This is a genomic window from Paenibacillus sp. CFBP13512 (assembly GCF_005233705.1).
Taxonomy (GTDB): Bacteria; Bacillota; Bacilli; order Paenibacillales; family Paenibacillaceae; genus Saccharibacillus; species Saccharibacillus nuruki.
Genome location: NZ_QGAD01000003.1, coordinates 230,257 through 248,711, shown reverse-complemented (window position 1 = coordinate 248,711; position 18,455 = coordinate 230,257). Strand labels below are relative to the sequence as shown.

The 18,455-nt window shown below is 37.5% G+C and carries 15 protein-coding genes and 1 pseudogene; 2 read left to right on the top strand and 14 right to left on the bottom strand.

Going from position 1 to position 18,455, the window contains the following annotated elements; all coding sequences use genetic code 11:
* Positions 1 to 33: 33 nt before the first annotated feature.
* From PaeCFBP13512_RS05575 to PaeCFBP13512_RS05525, 11 genes are all read right to left on the bottom strand, one after another.
* Positions 34 to 687 carry a response regulator gene (locus tag PaeCFBP13512_RS05575; RefSeq protein ID WP_137221749.1) on the bottom strand — a complete coding sequence of 218 codons (654 nt, stop codon included), beginning with the start codon at positions 685 to 687 and terminating at the stop codon, positions 34 to 36.
* Positions 688 to 697: 10 nt separating this feature from the next.
* Positions 698 to 1,867: a sensor histidine kinase gene (locus PaeCFBP13512_RS05570; RefSeq protein WP_137221747.1), complete on the bottom strand. Its 1,170-nt coding sequence runs from the start codon at positions 1,865 to 1,867 to the stop codon at positions 698 to 700.
* A gap of 130 nt (positions 1,868 to 1,997) precedes the next feature.
* Positions 1,998 to 2,915, bottom strand: coding sequence for an aromatic alcohol reductase (locus PaeCFBP13512_RS05565; protein ID WP_137221745.1), 918 nt, complete (start codon positions 2,913 to 2,915; stop codon positions 1,998 to 2,000).
* A gap of 175 nt (positions 2,916 to 3,090) precedes the next feature.
* Complete coding sequence (locus PaeCFBP13512_RS05560) at positions 3,091 to 3,759, bottom strand: TetR/AcrR family transcriptional regulator (RefSeq protein WP_137221743.1); 669 nt, start codon at positions 3,757 to 3,759, stop codon at positions 3,091 to 3,093.
* 50 nt (positions 3,760 to 3,809) lie between these two features.
* Positions 3,810 to 4,964 carry an FAD-dependent oxidoreductase gene (locus PaeCFBP13512_RS05555; RefSeq protein ID WP_441343318.1) on the bottom strand — a complete coding sequence of 385 codons (1,155 nt, stop codon included), beginning with the start codon at positions 4,962 to 4,964 and terminating at the stop codon, positions 3,810 to 3,812.
* Between the two features lie 165 nt (positions 4,965 to 5,129).
* On the bottom strand, positions 5,130 to 5,645 hold the full coding sequence (locus PaeCFBP13512_RS05550) for a hypothetical protein (RefSeq protein WP_069327138.1): 516 nt from the start codon (positions 5,643 to 5,645) through the stop codon (positions 5,130 to 5,132).
* 325 nt (positions 5,646 to 5,970) lie between these two features.
* Positions 5,971 to 6,810: a S66 peptidase family protein gene (locus PaeCFBP13512_RS05545; protein ID WP_137221739.1), complete on the bottom strand. Its 840-nt coding sequence runs from the start codon at positions 6,808 to 6,810 to the stop codon at positions 5,971 to 5,973.
* Positions 6,811 to 6,845: 35 nt separating this feature from the next.
* Positions 6,846 to 7,349, bottom strand: a complete 504-nt coding sequence (locus PaeCFBP13512_RS05540) for a GNAT family N-acetyltransferase (protein ID WP_137221737.1) — start codon at positions 7,347 to 7,349, stop codon at positions 6,846 to 6,848.
* Complete coding sequence (locus PaeCFBP13512_RS05535; RefSeq protein ID WP_137221735.1) at positions 7,346 to 7,690, bottom strand: hypothetical protein; 345 nt, start codon at positions 7,688 to 7,690, stop codon at positions 7,346 to 7,348. Before PaeCFBP13512_RS05535 ends, PaeCFBP13512_RS05540 begins: the two co-directional genes overlap by 4 nt.
* Before the next feature lie 179 nt (positions 7,691 to 7,869).
* The gene (locus PaeCFBP13512_RS05530; RefSeq protein WP_137221734.1) at positions 7,870 to 8,832 is read right to left on the bottom strand and encodes an AEC family transporter; all 963 of its coding nucleotides are present in this window, start codon (positions 8,830 to 8,832) and stop codon (positions 7,870 to 7,872) included.
* 108 nt (positions 8,833 to 8,940) lie between these two features.
* Positions 8,941 to 10,656 carry an NAD-dependent malic enzyme gene (locus tag PaeCFBP13512_RS05525; protein ID WP_137221732.1) on the bottom strand — a complete coding sequence of 572 codons (1,716 nt, stop codon included), beginning with the start codon at positions 10,654 to 10,656 and terminating at the stop codon, positions 8,941 to 8,943.
* Positions 10,657 to 11,014: 358 nt separating this feature from the next.
* Here PaeCFBP13512_RS05525 and PaeCFBP13512_RS05520 point away from each other — a divergent pair, with 358 nt between their 5' ends.
* On the top strand, positions 11,015 to 11,893 hold the full coding sequence (locus tag PaeCFBP13512_RS05520) for a LysR family transcriptional regulator (RefSeq protein WP_137221730.1): 879 nt from the start codon (positions 11,015 to 11,017) through the stop codon (positions 11,891 to 11,893).
* A gap of 75 nt (positions 11,894 to 11,968) precedes the next feature.
* On the opposite strand, the gene PaeCFBP13512_RS05515 is transcribed toward PaeCFBP13512_RS05520, so the two are convergent.
* A complete protein-coding gene (locus tag PaeCFBP13512_RS05515; protein ID WP_137221728.1) occupies positions 11,969 to 12,898 on the bottom strand; it encodes an NAD(P)/FAD-dependent oxidoreductase in 930 nt (309 codons plus the stop codon).
* A gap of 634 nt (positions 12,899 to 13,532) precedes the next feature.
* Between PaeCFBP13512_RS05515 and PaeCFBP13512_RS05510 the strand changes: the two are divergent.
* Positions 13,533 to 15,245: pseudogene (locus tag PaeCFBP13512_RS05510) on the top strand (alpha-amylase family glycosyl hydrolase); the annotation flags it as partial.
* A gap of 127 nt (positions 15,246 to 15,372) precedes the next feature.
* Here the strand turns inward: PaeCFBP13512_RS05510 and PaeCFBP13512_RS05505 are convergent.
* Together PaeCFBP13512_RS05505 and dhaK are read right to left on the bottom strand one after the other, a co-directional pair.
* Positions 15,373 to 16,002, bottom strand: coding sequence for a flavin reductase family protein (locus tag PaeCFBP13512_RS05505; protein WP_137221723.1), 630 nt, complete (start codon positions 16,000 to 16,002; stop codon positions 15,373 to 15,375).
* Positions 16,003 to 16,335: 333 nt separating this feature from the next.
* The gene (gene dhaK / locus PaeCFBP13512_RS05500; RefSeq protein ID WP_137221721.1) at positions 16,336 to 18,099 is read right to left on the bottom strand and encodes a dihydroxyacetone kinase subunit DhaK; all 1,764 of its coding nucleotides are present in this window, start codon (positions 18,097 to 18,099) and stop codon (positions 16,336 to 16,338) included.
* Positions 18,100 to 18,455 lie beyond the last annotated feature (356 nt).

Below are 18,455 nucleotides of genomic sequence, written 5' to 3'. Positions count from 1 at the left end.
ATGTAATTATATTTTAGGGGTCATGTGTCTTTTTTAAATATGCACAAGCCCTTGTTCTACTGCTATGGCTACAGCTTGTGCTCGTGAATCAACACCTAGCTTATTATAAATATTCGTAAGATGAGCTTTCACTGTGCGTTCTGCTATCCCCATATCAAAAGCAATCTCTTTACTACGATGTCCATGTGCGGCTGCTTGGAGTACAATCTTTTCTTTATCCGATAAAGAAGGAAGCAAATTGTTTCTGGTTGGCTTTTTGGGTGCAGTATCATGTTTGGCTTTAAACACAATTCCCATAATTTCAGGTTGTAACAAGGTCTCGCCTCGAATCGCCGAGTCTAATGTACGAAAAAGATGCTCGCGTTTGGTATCTTTGAGCAAATATCCTTTCGCTCCTATGGTTAAGCCTTTGATCATAAGATCATCTTCATTGTAAGTGGTCAGAATAACGACAGGAATCGTATTGTTCTGCGCTTGTAATTGTTCGATCGCTTCAATCCCATTCATAATCGGCATATTTAGATCCATTAAGATCACATCCGGACGAAGCTCTTCAATCAGCTGAATAGCCACTTTGCCGTTATCTGCTTCACCAATCACTTGATAATGTTCACTCGTCTCTAAGATAAGCTTAAGTCCTTCTCTAACGACAAAATGGTCATCTACAATCAATACGTTGTATTTCATACTATTCTCCTCATCTCAAAGGAATCTCGATATGCACAGAAGTTCCATGAGGTATACGATTCGTTATTTCTAATGTACCCTGTACAATACGGATACGTTCTTGCATGCCAATTAGACCATAATGTCCACTAAATGAACCGATCTGACGCATATCGAATCCAATGCCATCATCTTTAATATCCATTACCAAATGATGGTCATCATACGAAATGTTCAATTCTACATGGTGAGCTTGAGCATGCTTGATAATATTGGTCAAACATTCACGTATAATATGAATACTATGTTCATAGATCAATTGGGATACTTCTATAGGGGTTACTATATTGCTTTGTATCGGGATACCTGTTAAGGAAAGGAAATGATCTACTTCTTTCTCTACAGACTCAGCAAAATTCACTTGTAATGCGGTATGCAAACGCAAATCATCAATCGCACTGCGAGCTTCTGCTAATGTGTGACGTGCACCGCTCATAGACAAATGAACAATTTCATGTGCTCTTTTGGTATTATTCGAAGAGAGATGGGCATCGATCGCTTCCAATTGCATAATCAATCCGGCTAATCCTTGTGCTAACGTATCGTGCAGATCCCTTGCCATACGCTGACGTTCATTAGCAACCGTTAATTCTTCGACTTGATGATGAGCGATTTCTAACTCTTTCAAAAAATGCTGTGTACGTGACTTAGCATAGAATTGACGTAACGTTAAATTGATAATGCCTCCTACCAATACGTTCATTAATGTAAACAACGAAATATAAAACAGCAAATTAACAAAGCTTAAATAATTCATATAAGCAATACATACTATATAAATAGCCGCAATAGAAATGATTATCGTTATCTTCTTATACGGAGCATATAGTAATTGTCCAATAATAATCGGATACAGCACAATCATAACTAAATAATATCCTTGATTCATAAAATAAACAGACATGAGAAGGATAGCACTTTGTAATACATAGTACACCCATAATTCTCTTTGAATAAACCAGGTTACTTTCCAATTCAAAAACATAAAACACAAAATACCTAGACTTGCTATCACAATATGAAGCACACTATTATGGGACGTTGTTTCTAATAATGTAGTTCCAATATGAACCATCAGAATCCACAAGATCACCGGTTTACGTAGTTCTAACGCTATCTCACTCAGATGTTTTTTTTGCATAATGCCCCCCTTTCATAAGCCTCTTACAGTATAACAGGTGCTCAGATCAGGACATTGTACTTTCGGGCATGCACGTTGCAAAATTTAATAAAGCGATAAATACAATTTATTCCAGCTATAAGTGATTCATTTATGCATGAGATGAATGGATATGATCAGCTAATATGTCTTTGGCAGATGTCCATTGTATTCCGGCATACCGATCGTTATCAATCTGTTCAAGCTTACCTAATCCGCTGAACATACCATGAACATATTGCATCCCTTGCCATGCGGGATACAAATCGGTTGAAGGCTTAGAACAACTACGTGCAATCTTAATCAATGTCTCCAACAATCCTCGACTTCCTGCTTTGAGCAAACGGAATCGTTGACCGCTTAATCTGCTCATCAGTACCGTCAGTTGACGTGCATTGATCTGATCTCCTGCAATCTGTAAAAAGCGAGGAGCAGAGTTATCCAATGCTGCTTTGGCTGTATAGATAGCTACATTGTCTTTGGTTGTAAAATCCATAGGTTGATCTGCATCATCCCAGTAAAGGATTCGGCGATGTGAGAAAAGAACGATAGGTGCCATCCCTGTTAACATATCTGCAAATGCTCCATTTAAAATAGAAGTGGCTGCAATCGGTGCTTGATCCAGTCTTTTCATAAAATCACGACGTAAATCCAAATTGCGATTTGATCCTACAGGTAACTTGGTATAGTCCATCGAGTAATCAGAAGGAATAAAGCGAGGAACGCCTGCTTCAACAGCTGCATTCAGTAATAAAGTTTGTGTCTCTATAATCACATCTTCTAGTCCACTTAGAGCAGATACTACACAGGATACGCCTGTACAAGCTGCTTTCATTTCTGCTGCATTCGTATAATCGACTTCTACGATTTCGATTCCTAGTTGTTCTAAAGGTACCGTCTTCGATAATGAAGTGCCCCGGCGAATCAATGCCCGCACATGTGCTCCTTCATGAACCAATGCTTTGGCAATCCGTTCGCCCAGATCACCAGTACTGCCTGCAATTAAAATCGTTGAATGTTCCGGTACCATGTAGAGATCCTCCTCAGTGTAATAACCTTTTATTTCTTGTTCCGCATTTTATAGATTATGTATAGTTCATTTTACCATTTGTTCAATCTATTAGAAATTATTAACGATAAGAATTTTTCTACAATCGTTAAATAAAAAAGCTATCATTCCCAAAGGAAGATAACTTTTCATTTTATTATTTTGGATTGTGCAGGATTCCTTGTAAGATCACTTCTAATCCCCATTGAAATCTCTCTTCGTCACCTGAGAACATTTCCTCATTTAAGCGAACAAGCATTGGATATTTTACTGCATCTAATGATTGGTAAGAATCACGAATCGATTGAAGAGTCATGCCTTTTTGCTCACGAGAAGATTGTTCAAAAGCTACTGAGGTGACATATAAAAGTAACATATCTGCTCCCCATGCTGCTGACTTCGCTTGTGCTCCCCCTGCTTGCAAACGCGCTAATATATATTCGTTGATTGCTAAAGAGTAAGGGCCGATTGGGATCGTTGTTAATGCAAGTTCCGCTACTCCTGGAGATGTATACAAAACGTTAAGATAAGAATTCAATAGAGAGACTAGTTCACTTTTCCAAGAGTTCGGTCGCCCTTCAGGCAATATTACATCTCTCAATCCATAATCAACTACATAACTGTAAAGCTCTTGAATATTTTTGACATACACATACAGTGATGAAGCGCCTGTATCTAAATGTTTAGCAATTTTGCGCATACTCATGCCGGACAAGCCTTCTGCTGCTAACAATTCAAAAGCAGTCTTTACAATAATTTCGCGACTAAGTGCGTCTTTAGCAGGTCTGGTACGACGACTAATTATAATTCGATTTGTATTATCCATAGTTTCCTTATAACATGTTTAACTTTATTAGTAAATCCTAGAGTACTTTTTTATGCTTGTTGATGATACTGATTCATTAATGCTGCTAATCGAGAAGCTGCCTGATCACCAAAACAAAGCTGTAAGTTTTCATACGATTCTTTAGCCGCTTCTCCAGAGTAAGCATACATTTTCTGCTCATAACTTTGAACAGCTATACTCAAATCATTATGCTGTACAATAGACAGTGCTAATTCGGTAGCATCTAACATTGCTAGATTCACACCTTCACCAGCAAAAGGAGACATTAGATGTGCTGCATCTCCAATTAATGTAACTCCTGCTCGGTGTGCCCACGTTAATCCTACAGGCAACATGTAAATGCGTCTTGGAAGAATTTGTCCTTCTGCTAAACAGATATAATTTTGAAGAGAATCATCCCAATCTTCAAAATAACTTAGCAATTTTTGTTTTGCTATATCAGGTTGATCCCACAAAAACCCTGATTGATCTAACCATTCTTGCTCTACTTGAAAGCTCGCATACACACGAATATCTCCATCTCCATTTAACTGACCGATGATTGCTTTGTGATCTGCCAGTGCAAACATTTTACCACGACGATTAAAGCTAGCCAGCTCAGGATGATCTATAGCCACATTTTTGATATGAACTTCTACCATACTCAAACCTGTATATTCTGCTTTGGCTTTTGTTAGAAGCGGACGAACTTTTGAAAATGCTCCATCTGCTCCTATAACAAGATTAGAGGTTTCCACATTCCCGTTTTCAAAATGAAGTTCATACAGATCATCTTTTAATGGAACAACATGGCTTAATGAGTGATTCCAGCGTATAGAAGTAGGGTCAAGTGCTTGTAATATCATTTCACATAATACACACCGGTCGATTTCGGGACGATCTGAATCATGATCTTCTGCTATTTCGTCTAAATACATTTTTCCTTTTTTGTCAAAAAGTCTAAAGTCCTCTCCATCATAACGAGCAACAGCTTGAAATGATTCAAATAAGTCGGCTTCTTGTAATGCTCGCTGTCCAGATTCACTATGAATATCTAATGAACCTCCTTGTTGGTTATTAGCTTGAAAAGAAGATTTTTCATAAACAGTAGCTTTGACACCATATTTTTGTAAAATAACGGCTAACGTCAAGCCCCCAGGTCCTCCACCAATAATAGCTATTTTTCTTTCGTTTGCTTTTTGCATAATAATATCATCTCCATGTTTAATAGATTAACTTGTATTAGTTATATCATAACGAACAATGTTCGTAAAGTACAGTGTTCGTTGAATGCAGCAAATGTATAATATAAATTTTGTAATCAAAAGAAGTCTGTGTAGTTTAATCTACACAGACTTCTTTTATATCCATTAACTATTCCATTCGTCTCCAGAAAAACGTTCTGTAGCACGAGTATGCTCTTGTTTGGCTTGCTCACTTAGACGATAACGAATTTCCTGAAGCATAATAGACATGATTTCCCGGCGTTCGCCAAGATCAATAAGTGCTTTACGTAATCCATCACGCACCATGCCTTCTTGTTCACCTTTTTGGTAACTAGCCAGAGCCGTAGCGCCTTTTTCAATTTCTAACTGCAAGTCTTGTACATAGGAAGTCACAAGTAATAATGACTCTTCATATACATCACTCGAAAACCCTTTAAGTGGAGAACGAATAAATCGTTCCTGAACCGATTCCTGAATATTAACCATCACAAAAGCTGGATTACTCAATAACAGATGCATACTTTGCATTTGCAAATCTTCCGGCATACGGTCAATCAAAATCGCTTCATTGTTCTCAAGCAACTGTTTTAAACAGTAATTCAGTTCAGCTTCACCTTCTGGTAATTTCTCTACTTGGTTTTTTCGCACAAAATAGATCATTATTGTCTCCTTTAAGTTACTGAATACGTTTACTAAAATCAGTAAAATTAAATACAATCTTTTAGTATCGTAAGTAGTAAATTCGCTTTAAGTTAAACGCATTATTTAAGTATTTTGTTATAACTTAACCATTTTAAGTACATTGTTAGCATATTTACTCTTAAAAAAAGACTCTTATTTACAATAATCGGCTTAAAGCGAAGAAATTGTTATGTATAAACTATGAATATTAGACAAAATATGCACTAAAGTATATATTCAAAAAAGAACAAAGAAATACTGATACTCCTTTATTCTTTTTTAAATAAGCTGTAATCATATGCTATTAACTGATAATAATACATTTACTATTACTGCTATGTCCAATTCCGGTCGATTTCACTATCGGAATCGGCTTTTTGGCTGTTAGCTTTAGAAGATGCTGTTGAATAAGATCCCATTCATGATGTTGTTCTATCTCAGTAAATGTTCCTAACAATATTCCAGAACATGTAGCGAATATACCGACTTGATCCATTTGATCCAGCATAGAGATGATTCGATGGGCACGTCCACTCCATGCTTCTAATAAAATAACTTTACCCGAAACCTCAGGGAAATACGGAGTACCGACTAATTTTAAAAAGCAACGAATATTGCCTCCAATCACATCGCCATTTAGATTCTCACCTTGAACAAAATCAAAATCGAAATCATACAAATCCGAAGCTCCTTCAAAAAAGGTACGATAAAATTGCTGTCGTTGTTCTGCACCCTTTTCTTTGACTAAATTCATGATTTGATAATGATACGTCTGAATATGAGATTGATGCACCATAGCGTTCAGAACAACAGTCAGATCGCTCATCCCAAAAAAAGCAGTCTGTGCTGTACGAATCTGTTCATAATGAAGGTGTGGAAGTACGCCATTAGCTAGGTCGCCGCCAGAGATATCAAAAATAGCTTTGATCTGCGGATCAGCAAATAAACGATTTAACTCATTCGCTTTTTCTTGGGAAGCCTGAATAGTATGGGGTTGCATCAATACTTTAGATTCGACAACTTGAAGCCCCCACTGTTGCAAATATCCGATCAAATCATTAATCTGTACTCGGCGATCAGGTGCGATAGGATCCGAGCAAGCGACCAATGCTACTGTATCTCCAGATTTCAATTGCAGTGTCATTTATGTATTGCTCCTCTCTGTTGAGTGTGATCACCTTATGAATCCAGTATAACGGATAATTGATAAAACTTTTTATCCACTTGCATTACTGGAAAAGAAGCAGGTAGTTGGGTTACTTCTATTTCTTGAAAGCTATTTTTCTCATAAAATCGATGGGCAGCTATAAATTGTAGAGTTGTGCCTAAATATATATGCGTTAATTGCTGTTGGGTTGCCCACGAAATGGCTTGTTGTAGCAATAATGTAGCTGTATTCCACACTTTTCCTCGATAATCAGAATGGACAAACATTTTGCGAAGAGCGACCTGTTGATTCCCTATATCTAACAAAGCAATCGTACCCACTACTTGATCACCAGCACAAGCCACCCAGAAGTTACCGTTCCCTTTTTGATAAAAAGATTGAATGGATAACAGGTCTGGCTGATCTTGCTTAGTAATAGGTATATTGTATTCTTGTTGCTGAATATGGAGAATAAGCTGTACTATTTGCTTTTGATCACTGTCTGCGTAATTTCGAATACTTAGCGATGAATTCATTGGCGATACTCCTTTAGGAAAGAATTCCATTTCTTTTTGGAAAAAGGTTTATATAACAACGTCTCAAACCGATCATATTGTTGTTCATTCATACGTAGAACTATAGCTTTTTTAGCAATTTTAGCACAGGGTTGTGAAGAATAGTTTGGACTTCCTAACTTTCTTCGGACAGGAATATTAAATTGCAACAGATCCGCTAAATCGTTCCAGCCTTCCCAGCTCCATCTAGCTTTGCGTTTCCAATCTATCGCATATAATATGTAATCAGATGTAGAGTTATTTTGTTTTTCGATCATAATCCATGTAGAAGGAATGATTTTTTGAGCTTGTCGTTGATTCATATTTGCTCCCTCACAATATGATTTCGTTATTGTTCTATTTTCATATGAATAGTCTATAAATTCAACGTTCAATTATCAATATGCAAAACAAAAAGCCATTCACCGGAAATCTTTCAGCGAACGACTTTGATTTAAAATTTATTTTAAAATTAAAATGTATGATCTAAAAAAAACACATTTTACAATAAAATCGAGATTAAGATAGGTAAAGAAATTAAGGATAAAACGGAACTAATAACAAAAGAAGAAGCTGTTTCGACTTCAAGCGTTTCAAAGCGAGACGCAATCATTGCGGCGACTGCTGATCCTGGGAAAGATACCAACAATACAGCCATCGTAATATCTTTTGAAGATAATCCAAATGCTAAAGCTAATACATATGTTAAAATAGGCAATCCGACTACTTTTAATACCGAAATACTGATAGCATTCGCACTAAATTGAATACGATTCAGACCAATAGTTACACCAATTGCAAATAATGCCGCACCGGATGTAATACTACCAATTTGATCAAGTGAACTTTGCAGCAATTCAGGAGAATGGAATCCAAACATCGTAAGCACAACCCCTAATAAAGGAACACAGGCGAGCGGCTCTCTAAGACCATGTAAAATCGAATGAACAGTCAGTTTGAGCAAGTTTTCAGGATGTCCATCTTTTTGCCCTGCTTGTGTTTTTTTACCTACAGAACTGACAATAGTTGCGATTGGATCAAGTAACGCATTAACAACAATACCTGTAATCGCGATTGGAATAGCAACTTCAGCAGCTCCAAACAAACTTCCAAGTACAGGTATACCCATAAAAGCGAAAGAAGGTTGAGTCGCATTTAAGGAGAAAATAGAAGATCTATTTAAATCTTTTTTGAACACAAGTCTTAGGATTAACAGCAAAATTACATAAAACCCGATAATTCCTAAAAACATTGTGATAAAAAAAGGCCATTTATCGATTAACGTTTGTTTACTGGTTGTAGTGATTCCGATAAAAAGGTGAGCAGGTAGTGCAAATTTGGTAACTAATGTATTTAAACCTTTGGACGATGCGGAATTGAATACTTTAAAATGACCGCCCAAAAAGCCAAGAATAATAACAAAGAAAATAGGTATTAAAATAATAAAAATATGACCGACTGACATGTTGTAGGACCTCCATTATATTTTCAAATCTACCCTGTAAAGGGCAGACTGCCTATCTGCTATAGATAGACAATCTGAGAGTGATGCGATTTAGTAATAGAGCGTTATTTAGCTTAATGGCGTCATCTCTGTAGATTTAACGGTTCTATATACGGGATGCCACATTGCGTCTTTGACAGCTTGTTCGATATCGGTTGGAGTATTTTGTGCAACACCATCTTGAATAGCAGCTTTAGCGACAGCGACAGCCACCTCGAACGATACAGATTGTAGATTTTTCACTCTAGGTAAAAGTGGAGCGCCTAGATCAGAAGAGTCAACCGCATGAGCAACAGCATCAGCTGCCGCTGTAAACATGCCTTTGGTAAATACATTGGCTTTGGCAACAATTGCACCAAGACCAAGACCCGGGAACACAAAAGCGTTGTTGGATTGACCAAATTCGAAAGTCGTTCCTTTATATTCAATTGATTCAAATGGGCTACCTGTAGCAATCAATGCTTTGCCGTCTGTCCATGCGATCAAGTCAGCTGGTACTGCTTCAGCCAGTGATGTTGGATTCGACATCGGCATAATCATAGGACGTTCTACATGTTTAGCCATTTCTTTTACGATTTCTTCTGTAAATGCTCCGGTTACGCCTGAAGTACCAATCATAATCGTAGGTTTGACTTGTTTCACGACTTCAAGCAAGCTTACTTTGCCATTCTCGTCTGTTTCCCAGTTTGCAATTTCAGACATTTGGCGAAGATATGGTTTTTGGAAAGCAAATACATTTTCTGTTTCTTCTGTTAATAGACCGCGATAATCGTATGCCCAGAAGCGACCTTCTGCTTCTTCTTGTGACAATCCTTCTTTCATCATCGCATCACGAATTTGATCAGCATTCCCAATGCCTGCTGCGCCGGGTCCAAATACCAATACACGTTGATCTTTCAGTGATGTGCCACTTACTTGTAGACCTGACATAACTGCTGCTAAAGTAACTGCGCCTGTACCTTGAATATCATCATTAAATGTCAAAATCTGATCGCCATATTTTTCAATGATATTACGTGCATTTACATTGCCAAGGTCTTCCCAGTGTAATAAGACGTTAGGAAACAATTTCATAGCTGTTTGTACATAACGATCGACGAACTCATCGTATTTATCTCCACGTACTCTTTCATGACGGTTACCCATATATAATGGATCATTTAATAATTTCTGATTGTTCGTTCCTGCATCTAACACGACTGCAAGCACACGACTAGGATCAATACCTACAGCAGCAGTATATACAGCTAATTTACCAATAGCGATATTAATACCACCTACACCCCAGTCACCAATACCCAGAATACTTTCAGAGTCAGTAGCCACAATCAGATCAATATCTCCAGGTTGTACGCCTGTATTGCGGAACGCTTCTTCTATTCCGTCCATATGATCAATTGAAAGATAGACACCGCCTGGTTTGTGATACTGTTGGCTGTATTCTTGAATCGCTTGTCCTACGGTTGGTGTGTATACAATAGGAAGCAATTCACTTAGATGCTCGCTCAGTAGACGATAGTAAAGAACAACATTGCGATTATATAGATCATTTAACATTGTATTTTTGCGAAGGTTATTCGGTTCACTGCTAATCTGATCGTATACACGGTTCACTTGTTCTTCAATCGTTAAGATCATTGGAGGCAATATTCCGTTCAGTTCCAAATCTGTTCGTTCTTCTGCTGTAAAAGCAACCCCTTTATTTAAGATAGGGTTAGCTAAAATTTCTTTTCCTTTAAGAATCGTTTTAATAGAACCATCATTATCAAGATAAAAAGCGTTCATTTGTATTTCCTTCTTTCGTAAAATTGTCATATATGTGTTTTTTCTGTGTCTAAATCGTGATTACACTATTAATAATAGTATCATTTTGACATATTGTAAAGGTCATTTTCTATCATAAATAATTTAATCATTGATAAAAACTATGATAAATATAAATATTACATTTTTAAATTGTATTTGCAGAAATTATTCTCATATATAAATCCGTTTACATTGCTGTCCTATATGCTAAAATTGATATATTAAATACATAACTGATAATAATGGTAAAATGGTTTATCATAGTTAAAAACAATGATAAAAGTTAAAAAAAATAATCATTTTACTTCTCATTCTGAGATTTAGGAAAGGAATAAGTATGGAAATTAGACAACTTGAATATTTTGTAGCCGTATGCGAGGAGTTACATTTTACCAAAGCCGCTGAGCGTTTAGGTATTACTCAACCTACACTCAGTATTCAGATTCGTACCATGGAAGAAGAAGTAGGAACATTGCTTTTTGATCGTATAGGTAAAAAAATCACTCTGACCGAAGCGGGATTTATTTTGTTACGTCAAGCTCGAAGTATTCTGTTGAAGTTACAAGATGCGTTTGATGAGATTAATGGGTTACGCGAGTATACAGGTGGTAATTTGGTCGTTGGAGTGATGGCGGCGGAGCTAGATTATCGGATTACACCGATTTTAATTGATTTCCATCATCAATTCCCTAATATCCATTTAAAAATCTCGTCAGCGATCGAAGTCGCAGAGATGGTGATCAATAATGTAGTAGATATTGGAATTACGTTGATCGAATTTACTGATCCTAGACTGGTGACCACTCCACTATATACAGAAGAGTTTGTACTTGTCGTTTCTGAAAATCATGAACTGGCAGATCAGCAATCGATTTCCCTAGAGGCATTACCTTATATTCCGCTGGTTCTTTATCCTAAAGGATTCAAAGGACGTGAATTGATAGAACGTCACTGTAAAGAACATGGATTGAACTTGAATATTATTATCGAGACTTCTACAGCTTCTTCTTTATATGGATTTGTAAAATCGAATGTAGCCGCTTGTATTCAACCTTATTCGTTATCAGCTTCTCTCAACGATCCCACTCTTCGTTTGATTAAAATAGCTGACTTCCCACCTACCCGTCAGATTGGTATTATGCATCGTACTGATAAGTATCTTGGTGTGGCGGCTTTAGAATTTATGAGAATGATTGAGAAGCATTTAAAAATGTAAGACTATAGAAAACAAAGAAGGAGCAGCATGAGGATATGCTCTCCTTCTTTGTTTTCTATTTTACTTTTTTACAATTTATGTTGAGGACTTACTAAAGTTATGCTGCCATGCTTCTTCAAGCAATTCACTATTGATACTGATTCCAGCCATAGAACCTGAAGCTGCCGCAGCAACGACCTGATATTTTCGTGAAGTCGAATCGCCTGCGCTGTATACACCCGGTATATTGGTTTTACCAAACTCGTCTACGATGATCATGCCTGTATCAGCAGATTCGCATCCTAACATTTGTGGAACATCTGATCCAGTGACAAGTTCAGGTGTGAAAAAGATCCCTGTACATAAAAGAGAATGACCATCTTCAAATTGAATATGTTCTACGATCCCCGATGCTGAGTGTATATGTTGAATAGGTGAATCGATGATTGAAATCTGGTGGTTTATAAGTTCCTCGTGTTCTTCTGCTGTCCAATCATTCATGCCATTGGTGCAGATAGTGAAATGAGAAGTCCACCCTGAGACCGTCTTAGCTAAATGAGGTGCTGTTGCTCCACTAACGATTAATGCTAACTTCTGATCTCGAAGTTCCCACCCATCACAGTAAGGGCAGACAAATGCGCTTTTTCCATAGACTTCTTGTAGACCGGAGATAGCAAGTGGATGATCTTTCATTCCTACTGTAAATAGTATTTTTTTGCTAGTATACGTATGTCCTTGAGAGGTAACCACTTCAAATTGACCATCACTACCATTCGCACCGATAACGGTGTCTTTGGCAAATTGAACAGTAGGATACCTACTAATCTGTTCTCTAGCGATTTGGCGAAAATCAGCAGGTGTAATGCCATCTCGAGTTAAAAATCCATGCGATTCTTGAGTGACTCGATTCCGTGGAAGTTCTTCATCTATAATCAGTACATGTTTACGTGCTCTTCCCAAAATAAGCGCAGCACTTAAGCCAGCAGGCCCTCCACCAACGATGATTGCATCTTGTAATTGTTCCATATGATCAGCACTCCTTTAAGGTGTATTTTTACTTAAGTTCTATATTGTTATATCTTTTGCTTTGGAAAAAATAACGTTAGATATCGATGATTATTTTCAATATTTTATTTCGAAACTATAAATATTGGACAAATGAAGTTGATATATTTTGAATAGCAATTTGATCTATTCTTCTTTATTCCTCCTTTAATAATAAAAGACTTTAAAGACTACCATTATCTATGATTGTTATAAAAAATACGTAATACAGTAAAATTTAAGATTATGATTTAATTATAGACTTTGTTTATCTATAATATACTTAATTATAATCAGAAGTCAACAGACCAAATGATTTCTCCTTTTCATAAACTAGAAATAAATACGAATGTAGCTAATGATTCGATATTTTTATACCGTTTGAGTGTAAATACATATTCTTCTATAATTTTATATAATTGCCTATTTCTTTTTTGTAAGCGCTATCTTATAATAAGTTGCGTAAACGTTTGCACAAACTATAAGCACAGGAGGAATGGTTATATTGGTATCGGGTAAACCACATTTTAAAAAGATGATTTTGATTGTATTCGGGGTATTGCTTTTATTTCCTTTGCTGTTCAGCGGTTCGTATACCACCACTCATGCAGCAGATAATTCAGTAACTGTGTATTACAAAAAAGGGTTCACAACACCTTATATTCATTACCGTCAATCGGATGGTAATTGGACAACTGTTCCGGGTACCAAAATGGCAGATTCTGAAGTCAATGGATATACCAAGATCACTGTTAATATTGGTTCTACTTCTCAATTAGAAGCTGTCTTCAACAACGGTAACGGTACATGGGATAATAACAATTCCAAAAATTACTTATTCAATCCCGGTACATCGACCTTTACACCGAATGCTAGTAATACCGTAGGTACGATTACACCTGGTGCGCCGGGTGGTACAACACCTACGAATCCTACACCTGCTCCCGATAATTTCGGTCCAGTTGATTGGAGTAAACGTAGTATTTATTTCATCATGACCGATCGATTCAGTGATGGGGATACTAGCAATAATAACTATGGCGGCTTTGCTTCTAACAAAAGTAATCCTTCGCAATGGCACGGTGGAGATTTCCAAGGGATTATCAACAACTTGGATTATATCAAAAACCTTGGATTTACAGCGATCTGGATTACACCTGTAACGATGCAAAAAAGTGTAAATGCTTATCATGGTTATCATACGTATGACTTTTATTCTGTAGACGGTCATTTGGGCACAATGGCGAAATTTCAAGAGTTGGTGAAAACAGCACATAGCAAAAACATCGCAGTGATGCTAGATGTTGTTGTCAACCACACAGGTGACTTCCGTCCAACCAATGGAACCGCCAAAGCTCCTTTTGATAATGCAGATTGGTATCATAATGTTGGCGATATTACGCAAAACGATTACAACAGCAATAATCAATCTCGTATTGAAAATGGTGATGTAGCCAGTCTTGATGATCTCAAACAAGAAAATGCGGCGGTTGCTACAGAATTGAAAAACTGGGGTAAATGGATTATTGCTCAATCTGGCGTAGATGGTCTACGTGTAGATACAGCCAAGCACGTACCCAAATGGTTCCTTAAAGATTTCGATACCGCAGTCAATACATTTACTATCGGTGAAGTCTTTAACGGTGACCCTGCTTATGTTGCTGATTATTCTAATTACTCTGATGCTGTACTTGATTTCCCTATGTATTACACGATTCAAAATGTATTTGGTCATGATGGTTCAATGAATCAGATCAAAGAACGGTATAGCCAGGATTACCGTTACAAAAATACGAACTTGAATGGAACATTTTTAGATAATCATGATGTCAAACGTTTCTTAAATGATGCTTCTGGTAAACCTGGAAACGCATCAGACAAATGGCCACAATTAAAAGCAGCCCTTGGATTTATGCTGACTTCTCGTGGTATCCCGATTGTCTATCAAGGAACAGAACAAGGCTTTAGTGGTGGGGATGATCCTGCTAACCGTGAAGACATGACATTCAATACGAATAATGAACTGTACAAGTATATTGCTAAAGTGAATGCTATTCGTAATAGTCACCCTGCTTTACAAAATGGAACGCAAAAAGAGAAATGGGCAGATACTAATTTCTATGGATTCCAACGTTCCAATAGTGGTGACGAAGCAGTTGTATTGATTAACAACTCATGGGAAAGCCAAACACGTACCATTCCAAATTTAGATAATTTCTCTAACGGTACAGTGTTGCGCAATCAAATGGGTACAGATTCGGTAACGGTTAATGGTGGTTCGATTACAATCACACTAGCTCCTAAAGAAGTGAAGATTTTGACAAAATAACAGCAATTTATGAAATCGTTATCCATATAAAACCATTGTACAAGTAAAGCGCCTCAAAGCAGTCTGCTTTCTTTTGAAAAGATCAGATTGCTTTGAGGTTATACATATGAGTCTGTAATCGCACTATTTAGCCTTTACTGTGATACTGAGCCATAAAAGGTTCTGCTAAACGGGATGGTTGTAACTTAGCACCTAATCCAAAAAACTCACAGTAATTCATAATCAATGGATGCCATTTTTCAGGATCGATATAATCTTGATCAGGATGAAGCAAAATACTTTCTTCTACATGTACACGTATCATCCGTAGTTCTATAGCTGCAATTGTACCTGTTTCACTAAACGTGGAGATCTGTTCAACTTGAGCTTCTAATTGAATCGGACATTCTTTCACTAAAGGGGCTTGGACAAGATCTGCTGGAATAGCTGTTAGCCCTGCACATTCAAATTTATTAGGTTCATAGGTATAACCCATAGTAGCTTTGTACATTGGAATATCTTCTTTTCCAGTTGTTAACGCTAATCGATCGACATGATTGACTAACTGAGCAGAAGGCAGATTAAGTACACAACTTTTTTCTCGTATTAGATTCTGTACGGTCTGTGATTGATAGCTCATGCCTAACATACAGGATTGATTAACCCACCATGCCGAAGACATCGGTGCTAGATTAGGAGAACCATCTGGATTAATAGTACTAATAAGAACGACAGGTGTTCCGAAGTAAAATACTTTAGGCTGTACAATTTTGTGCATACGTCACTTCCTTTATAGGATTAGAGATCCAGAATGATGAATAGGATCAGGCGGTGTCCTTATTATAAAAGAAGCCTATAGACAAAACTTTCGCTTTATTGCGCTCTTATTCGAATCTAATGTTCATTATGTAGTAGATGATGTATAACCTAGCATCGATAATGTAAAATGGATAACAAAAATAAGCAAGAAATAATCTGCATCCATCACAGACTATTTCTTGCTTATTGATTGGATGTGACTTGCTCTTTATCATACATATTTCGTATATATCTTTTAACATTACGATTGCAACTATGCCTCATCTATCTCAATAACATGTTTGCTATCAACTTAAGAATGTAGACTTTGTGCTAGCTCTGTGAAAATAACGCCGAGTGCATGTGCACCTGCATCAGGATATCCGATACTACGTTCGCCTACAGCTCCTGCACGTCCCATGCGAGCAACAATATCTTTTGTACGTTCTGCACCTTGTACTGCGGCAGCCGCACCTTTATTCAACGCTGTATGCATATCATCACCGGCTTGCACACTTTCTGTCCAAGCATCTGCGCAAGGTACAAGGGCATCAATTAATGTTTTATCGCCGACAACTGCGCCACGTCCAAAGGAACGTTCGCCTGTTGCTTGAATCCCTTTAACAGCAGATTGCATCATTTCAGCAAATTCGGCTACAGTGATTTCTTTTTGCTCACCTGCACTTTTTCCTGCCGCGCGGAAAGCAGATCCCCAGATAGGGCCGGATGCTCCACCACAAGATTCCATAATAACCAGTGATGACTGATCCAAAAAGCTACCGATCGTAAGATCCGGTTCAGCTAGAATTCGGCTCCATTCATGTTTTAATTCACGGAAGCCTTTAGCAATACTCATCCCGAAATCCCCATCACCTGCATGAGAATCGAGATCACAGAAAGGAACTTCATTTTCAATAATCACTTCACTCATTTTATCGATCAAATAAATCATATTATTTAATGTTAATGTATCGCCTTGAAGTTGGGCATATTTAGGATCGGTTTGTACTTTGTACGATACCGGTGTGTCTGGCACTTCTTCAACTGCCGCCGCTTCATAATGTACAGGTGCTACAGCTCCCGATACTTTAAAAGCAGGTGTATCGCTTTCTTGAGAAAGTAATGTTTTGAGTTCTTCATCTAATTTCATTATCGTTACTGAAATACCGTCCATATCAATACTGGTCATATAGTTACCGACAAATTCACGATTGATCTGGATACGACGCTGTGCCAGTTCACGAGTAACTGCATGATTGAACAAATACAATTCTTGTAAAGGTGTTCCTCCGAATCCATTAATTAATAATGCAATCTCACCTTCATATCCATCTTCAATCTTCATATCTCGCAAAAGATCGTCTACCATACGTTTGGCAAGTGTATCTGCTGATGCCATTTGCTCACGCTTGATGCCCGGTTCACCATGAATACCGACACCATATTCAATCTCATTCTCACCAAGTTCAAAAGTCGGGCTTCCTTTAGCAGGTACGGTACAAGAAGTTAGAGCGAATCCAAGACTTCGTACATTTGCCGCCGCTTTCTCCGCAACAGCTTTGACACCTTGTAGATCACGACCTTCTTCTGCTGCCGCTCCTGCAATTTTATGTACCAATACCGTTCCTGCAACTCCGCGTCGTCCTACCGTATATAGACTGTCTTCGACCGCAATATCATCTTCCACCCGTACATAGTCTACTTCAATACCATCTTCTTCACATAGATACGCCGCATTTTTGAAATTCATCATATCGCCACTGTAGTTTTTGATAATCAGCAATGTTCCTTTTTCTCCAGCGGTTGCTTTGATTGCTTGATAGATCTGAATCTGAGAAGGTGATGCAAAAATATCTCCACAAACAGCGGCATCTAGCATACCTTTACCTATATATCCTGCATGAGCCGGTTCATGCCCACTACCACCGCCACTGATCAAAGACACTTTTTGTGGGTTTAATTCTTTCTTTTTAATGACTTTATATTTAGAAATGAGTTCAAGTTCAGGATGAGCAAGCACCATACCTTTAGCCATTTCCAACACCATATCTTCTGCTTTATTCATTACTTTTTTCATTGTATTGACCTCCTGCTCTTTCGATTTGTTCTTTTTTCTCCATCTTACGTTATTACCCGAAACGGATGAATTCAAAAAAAGCCATACAGATTGTAAGTTCTGTATGGCTTTTGATTACTTGAATAATCGCTGAAATAATGATCTCTTAGCTACTATGGCTCCATCCAACATACTGTCTGGATGATCTACAAATTTATTCAGTAGACTATACATATTTGATTTTCCGCTAAAATGAGGATTCATCCCGATACATTCATTTTTCTTATTTACTTGTACCCAGAAACGTTAAATCCAATCGATGTCATATGATTAACCATCATTTTCTCTCCCTACTTTTTCAAAAATCTATTTTTAGA

What these genes read in the sequence shown, in the direction of transcription:
- PaeCFBP13512_RS05560 (WP_137221743.1), bottom strand. Translation starts at nt 3,759, where the DNA reads ATGGATAATACAAATCGAATTATAATTAGTCGTCGTACCAGACCTGCT.
- PaeCFBP13512_RS05545 (WP_137221739.1), bottom strand. Translation starts at nt 6,810, where the DNA reads ATGACACTGCAATTGAAATCTGGAGATACAGTAGCATTGGTCGCTTGC.
- PaeCFBP13512_RS05515 (WP_137221728.1), bottom strand. Translation starts at nt 12,898, where the DNA reads ATGGAACAATTACAAGATGCAATCATCGTTGGTGGAGGGCCTGCTGGC.
- PaeCFBP13512_RS05520 (WP_137221730.1), top strand. Translation starts at nt 11,015, where the DNA reads ATGGAAATTAGACAACTTGAATATTTTGTAGCCGTATGCGAGGAGTTA.
- dhaK (WP_137221721.1), bottom strand. Translation starts at nt 18,099, where the DNA reads ATGAAAAAAGTAATGAATAAAGCAGAAGATATGGTGTTGGAAATGGCT.
- PaeCFBP13512_RS05570 (WP_137221747.1), bottom strand. Translation starts at nt 1,867, where the DNA reads ATGCAAAAAAAACATCTGAGTGAGATAGCGTTAGAACTACGTAAACCG.
- PaeCFBP13512_RS05525 (WP_137221732.1), bottom strand. Translation starts at nt 10,656, where the DNA reads ATGAACGCTTTTTATCTTGATAATGATGGTTCTATTAAAACGATTCTT.
- PaeCFBP13512_RS05540 (WP_137221737.1), bottom strand. Translation starts at nt 7,349, where the DNA reads ATGAATTCATCGCTAAGTATTCGAAATTACGCAGACAGTGATCAAAAG.
- PaeCFBP13512_RS05565 (WP_137221745.1), bottom strand. Translation starts at nt 2,915, where the DNA reads ATGGTACCGGAACATTCAACGATTTTAATTGCAGGCAGTACTGGTGAT.
- PaeCFBP13512_RS05550 (WP_069327138.1), bottom strand. Translation starts at nt 5,645, where the DNA reads ATGATCTATTTTGTGCGAAAAAACCAAGTAGAGAAATTACCAGAAGGT.
- PaeCFBP13512_RS05530 (WP_137221734.1), bottom strand. Translation starts at nt 8,832, where the DNA reads ATGTCAGTCGGTCATATTTTTATTATTTTAATACCTATTTTCTTTGTT.
- PaeCFBP13512_RS05575 (WP_137221749.1), bottom strand. Translation starts at nt 687, where the DNA reads ATGAAATACAACGTATTGATTGTAGATGACCATTTTGTCGTTAGAGAA.
- PaeCFBP13512_RS05535 (WP_137221735.1), bottom strand. Translation starts at nt 7,690, where the DNA reads ATGAATCAACGACAAGCTCAAAAAATCATTCCTTCTACATGGATTATG.
- PaeCFBP13512_RS05505 (WP_137221723.1), bottom strand. Translation starts at nt 16,002, where the DNA reads ATGCACAAAATTGTACAGCCTAAAGTATTTTACTTCGGAACACCTGTC.
- PaeCFBP13512_RS05555 (WP_441343318.1), bottom strand. Translation starts at nt 4,964, where the DNA reads ATGCAAAAAGCAAACGAAAGAAAAATAGCTATTATTGGTGGAGGACCT.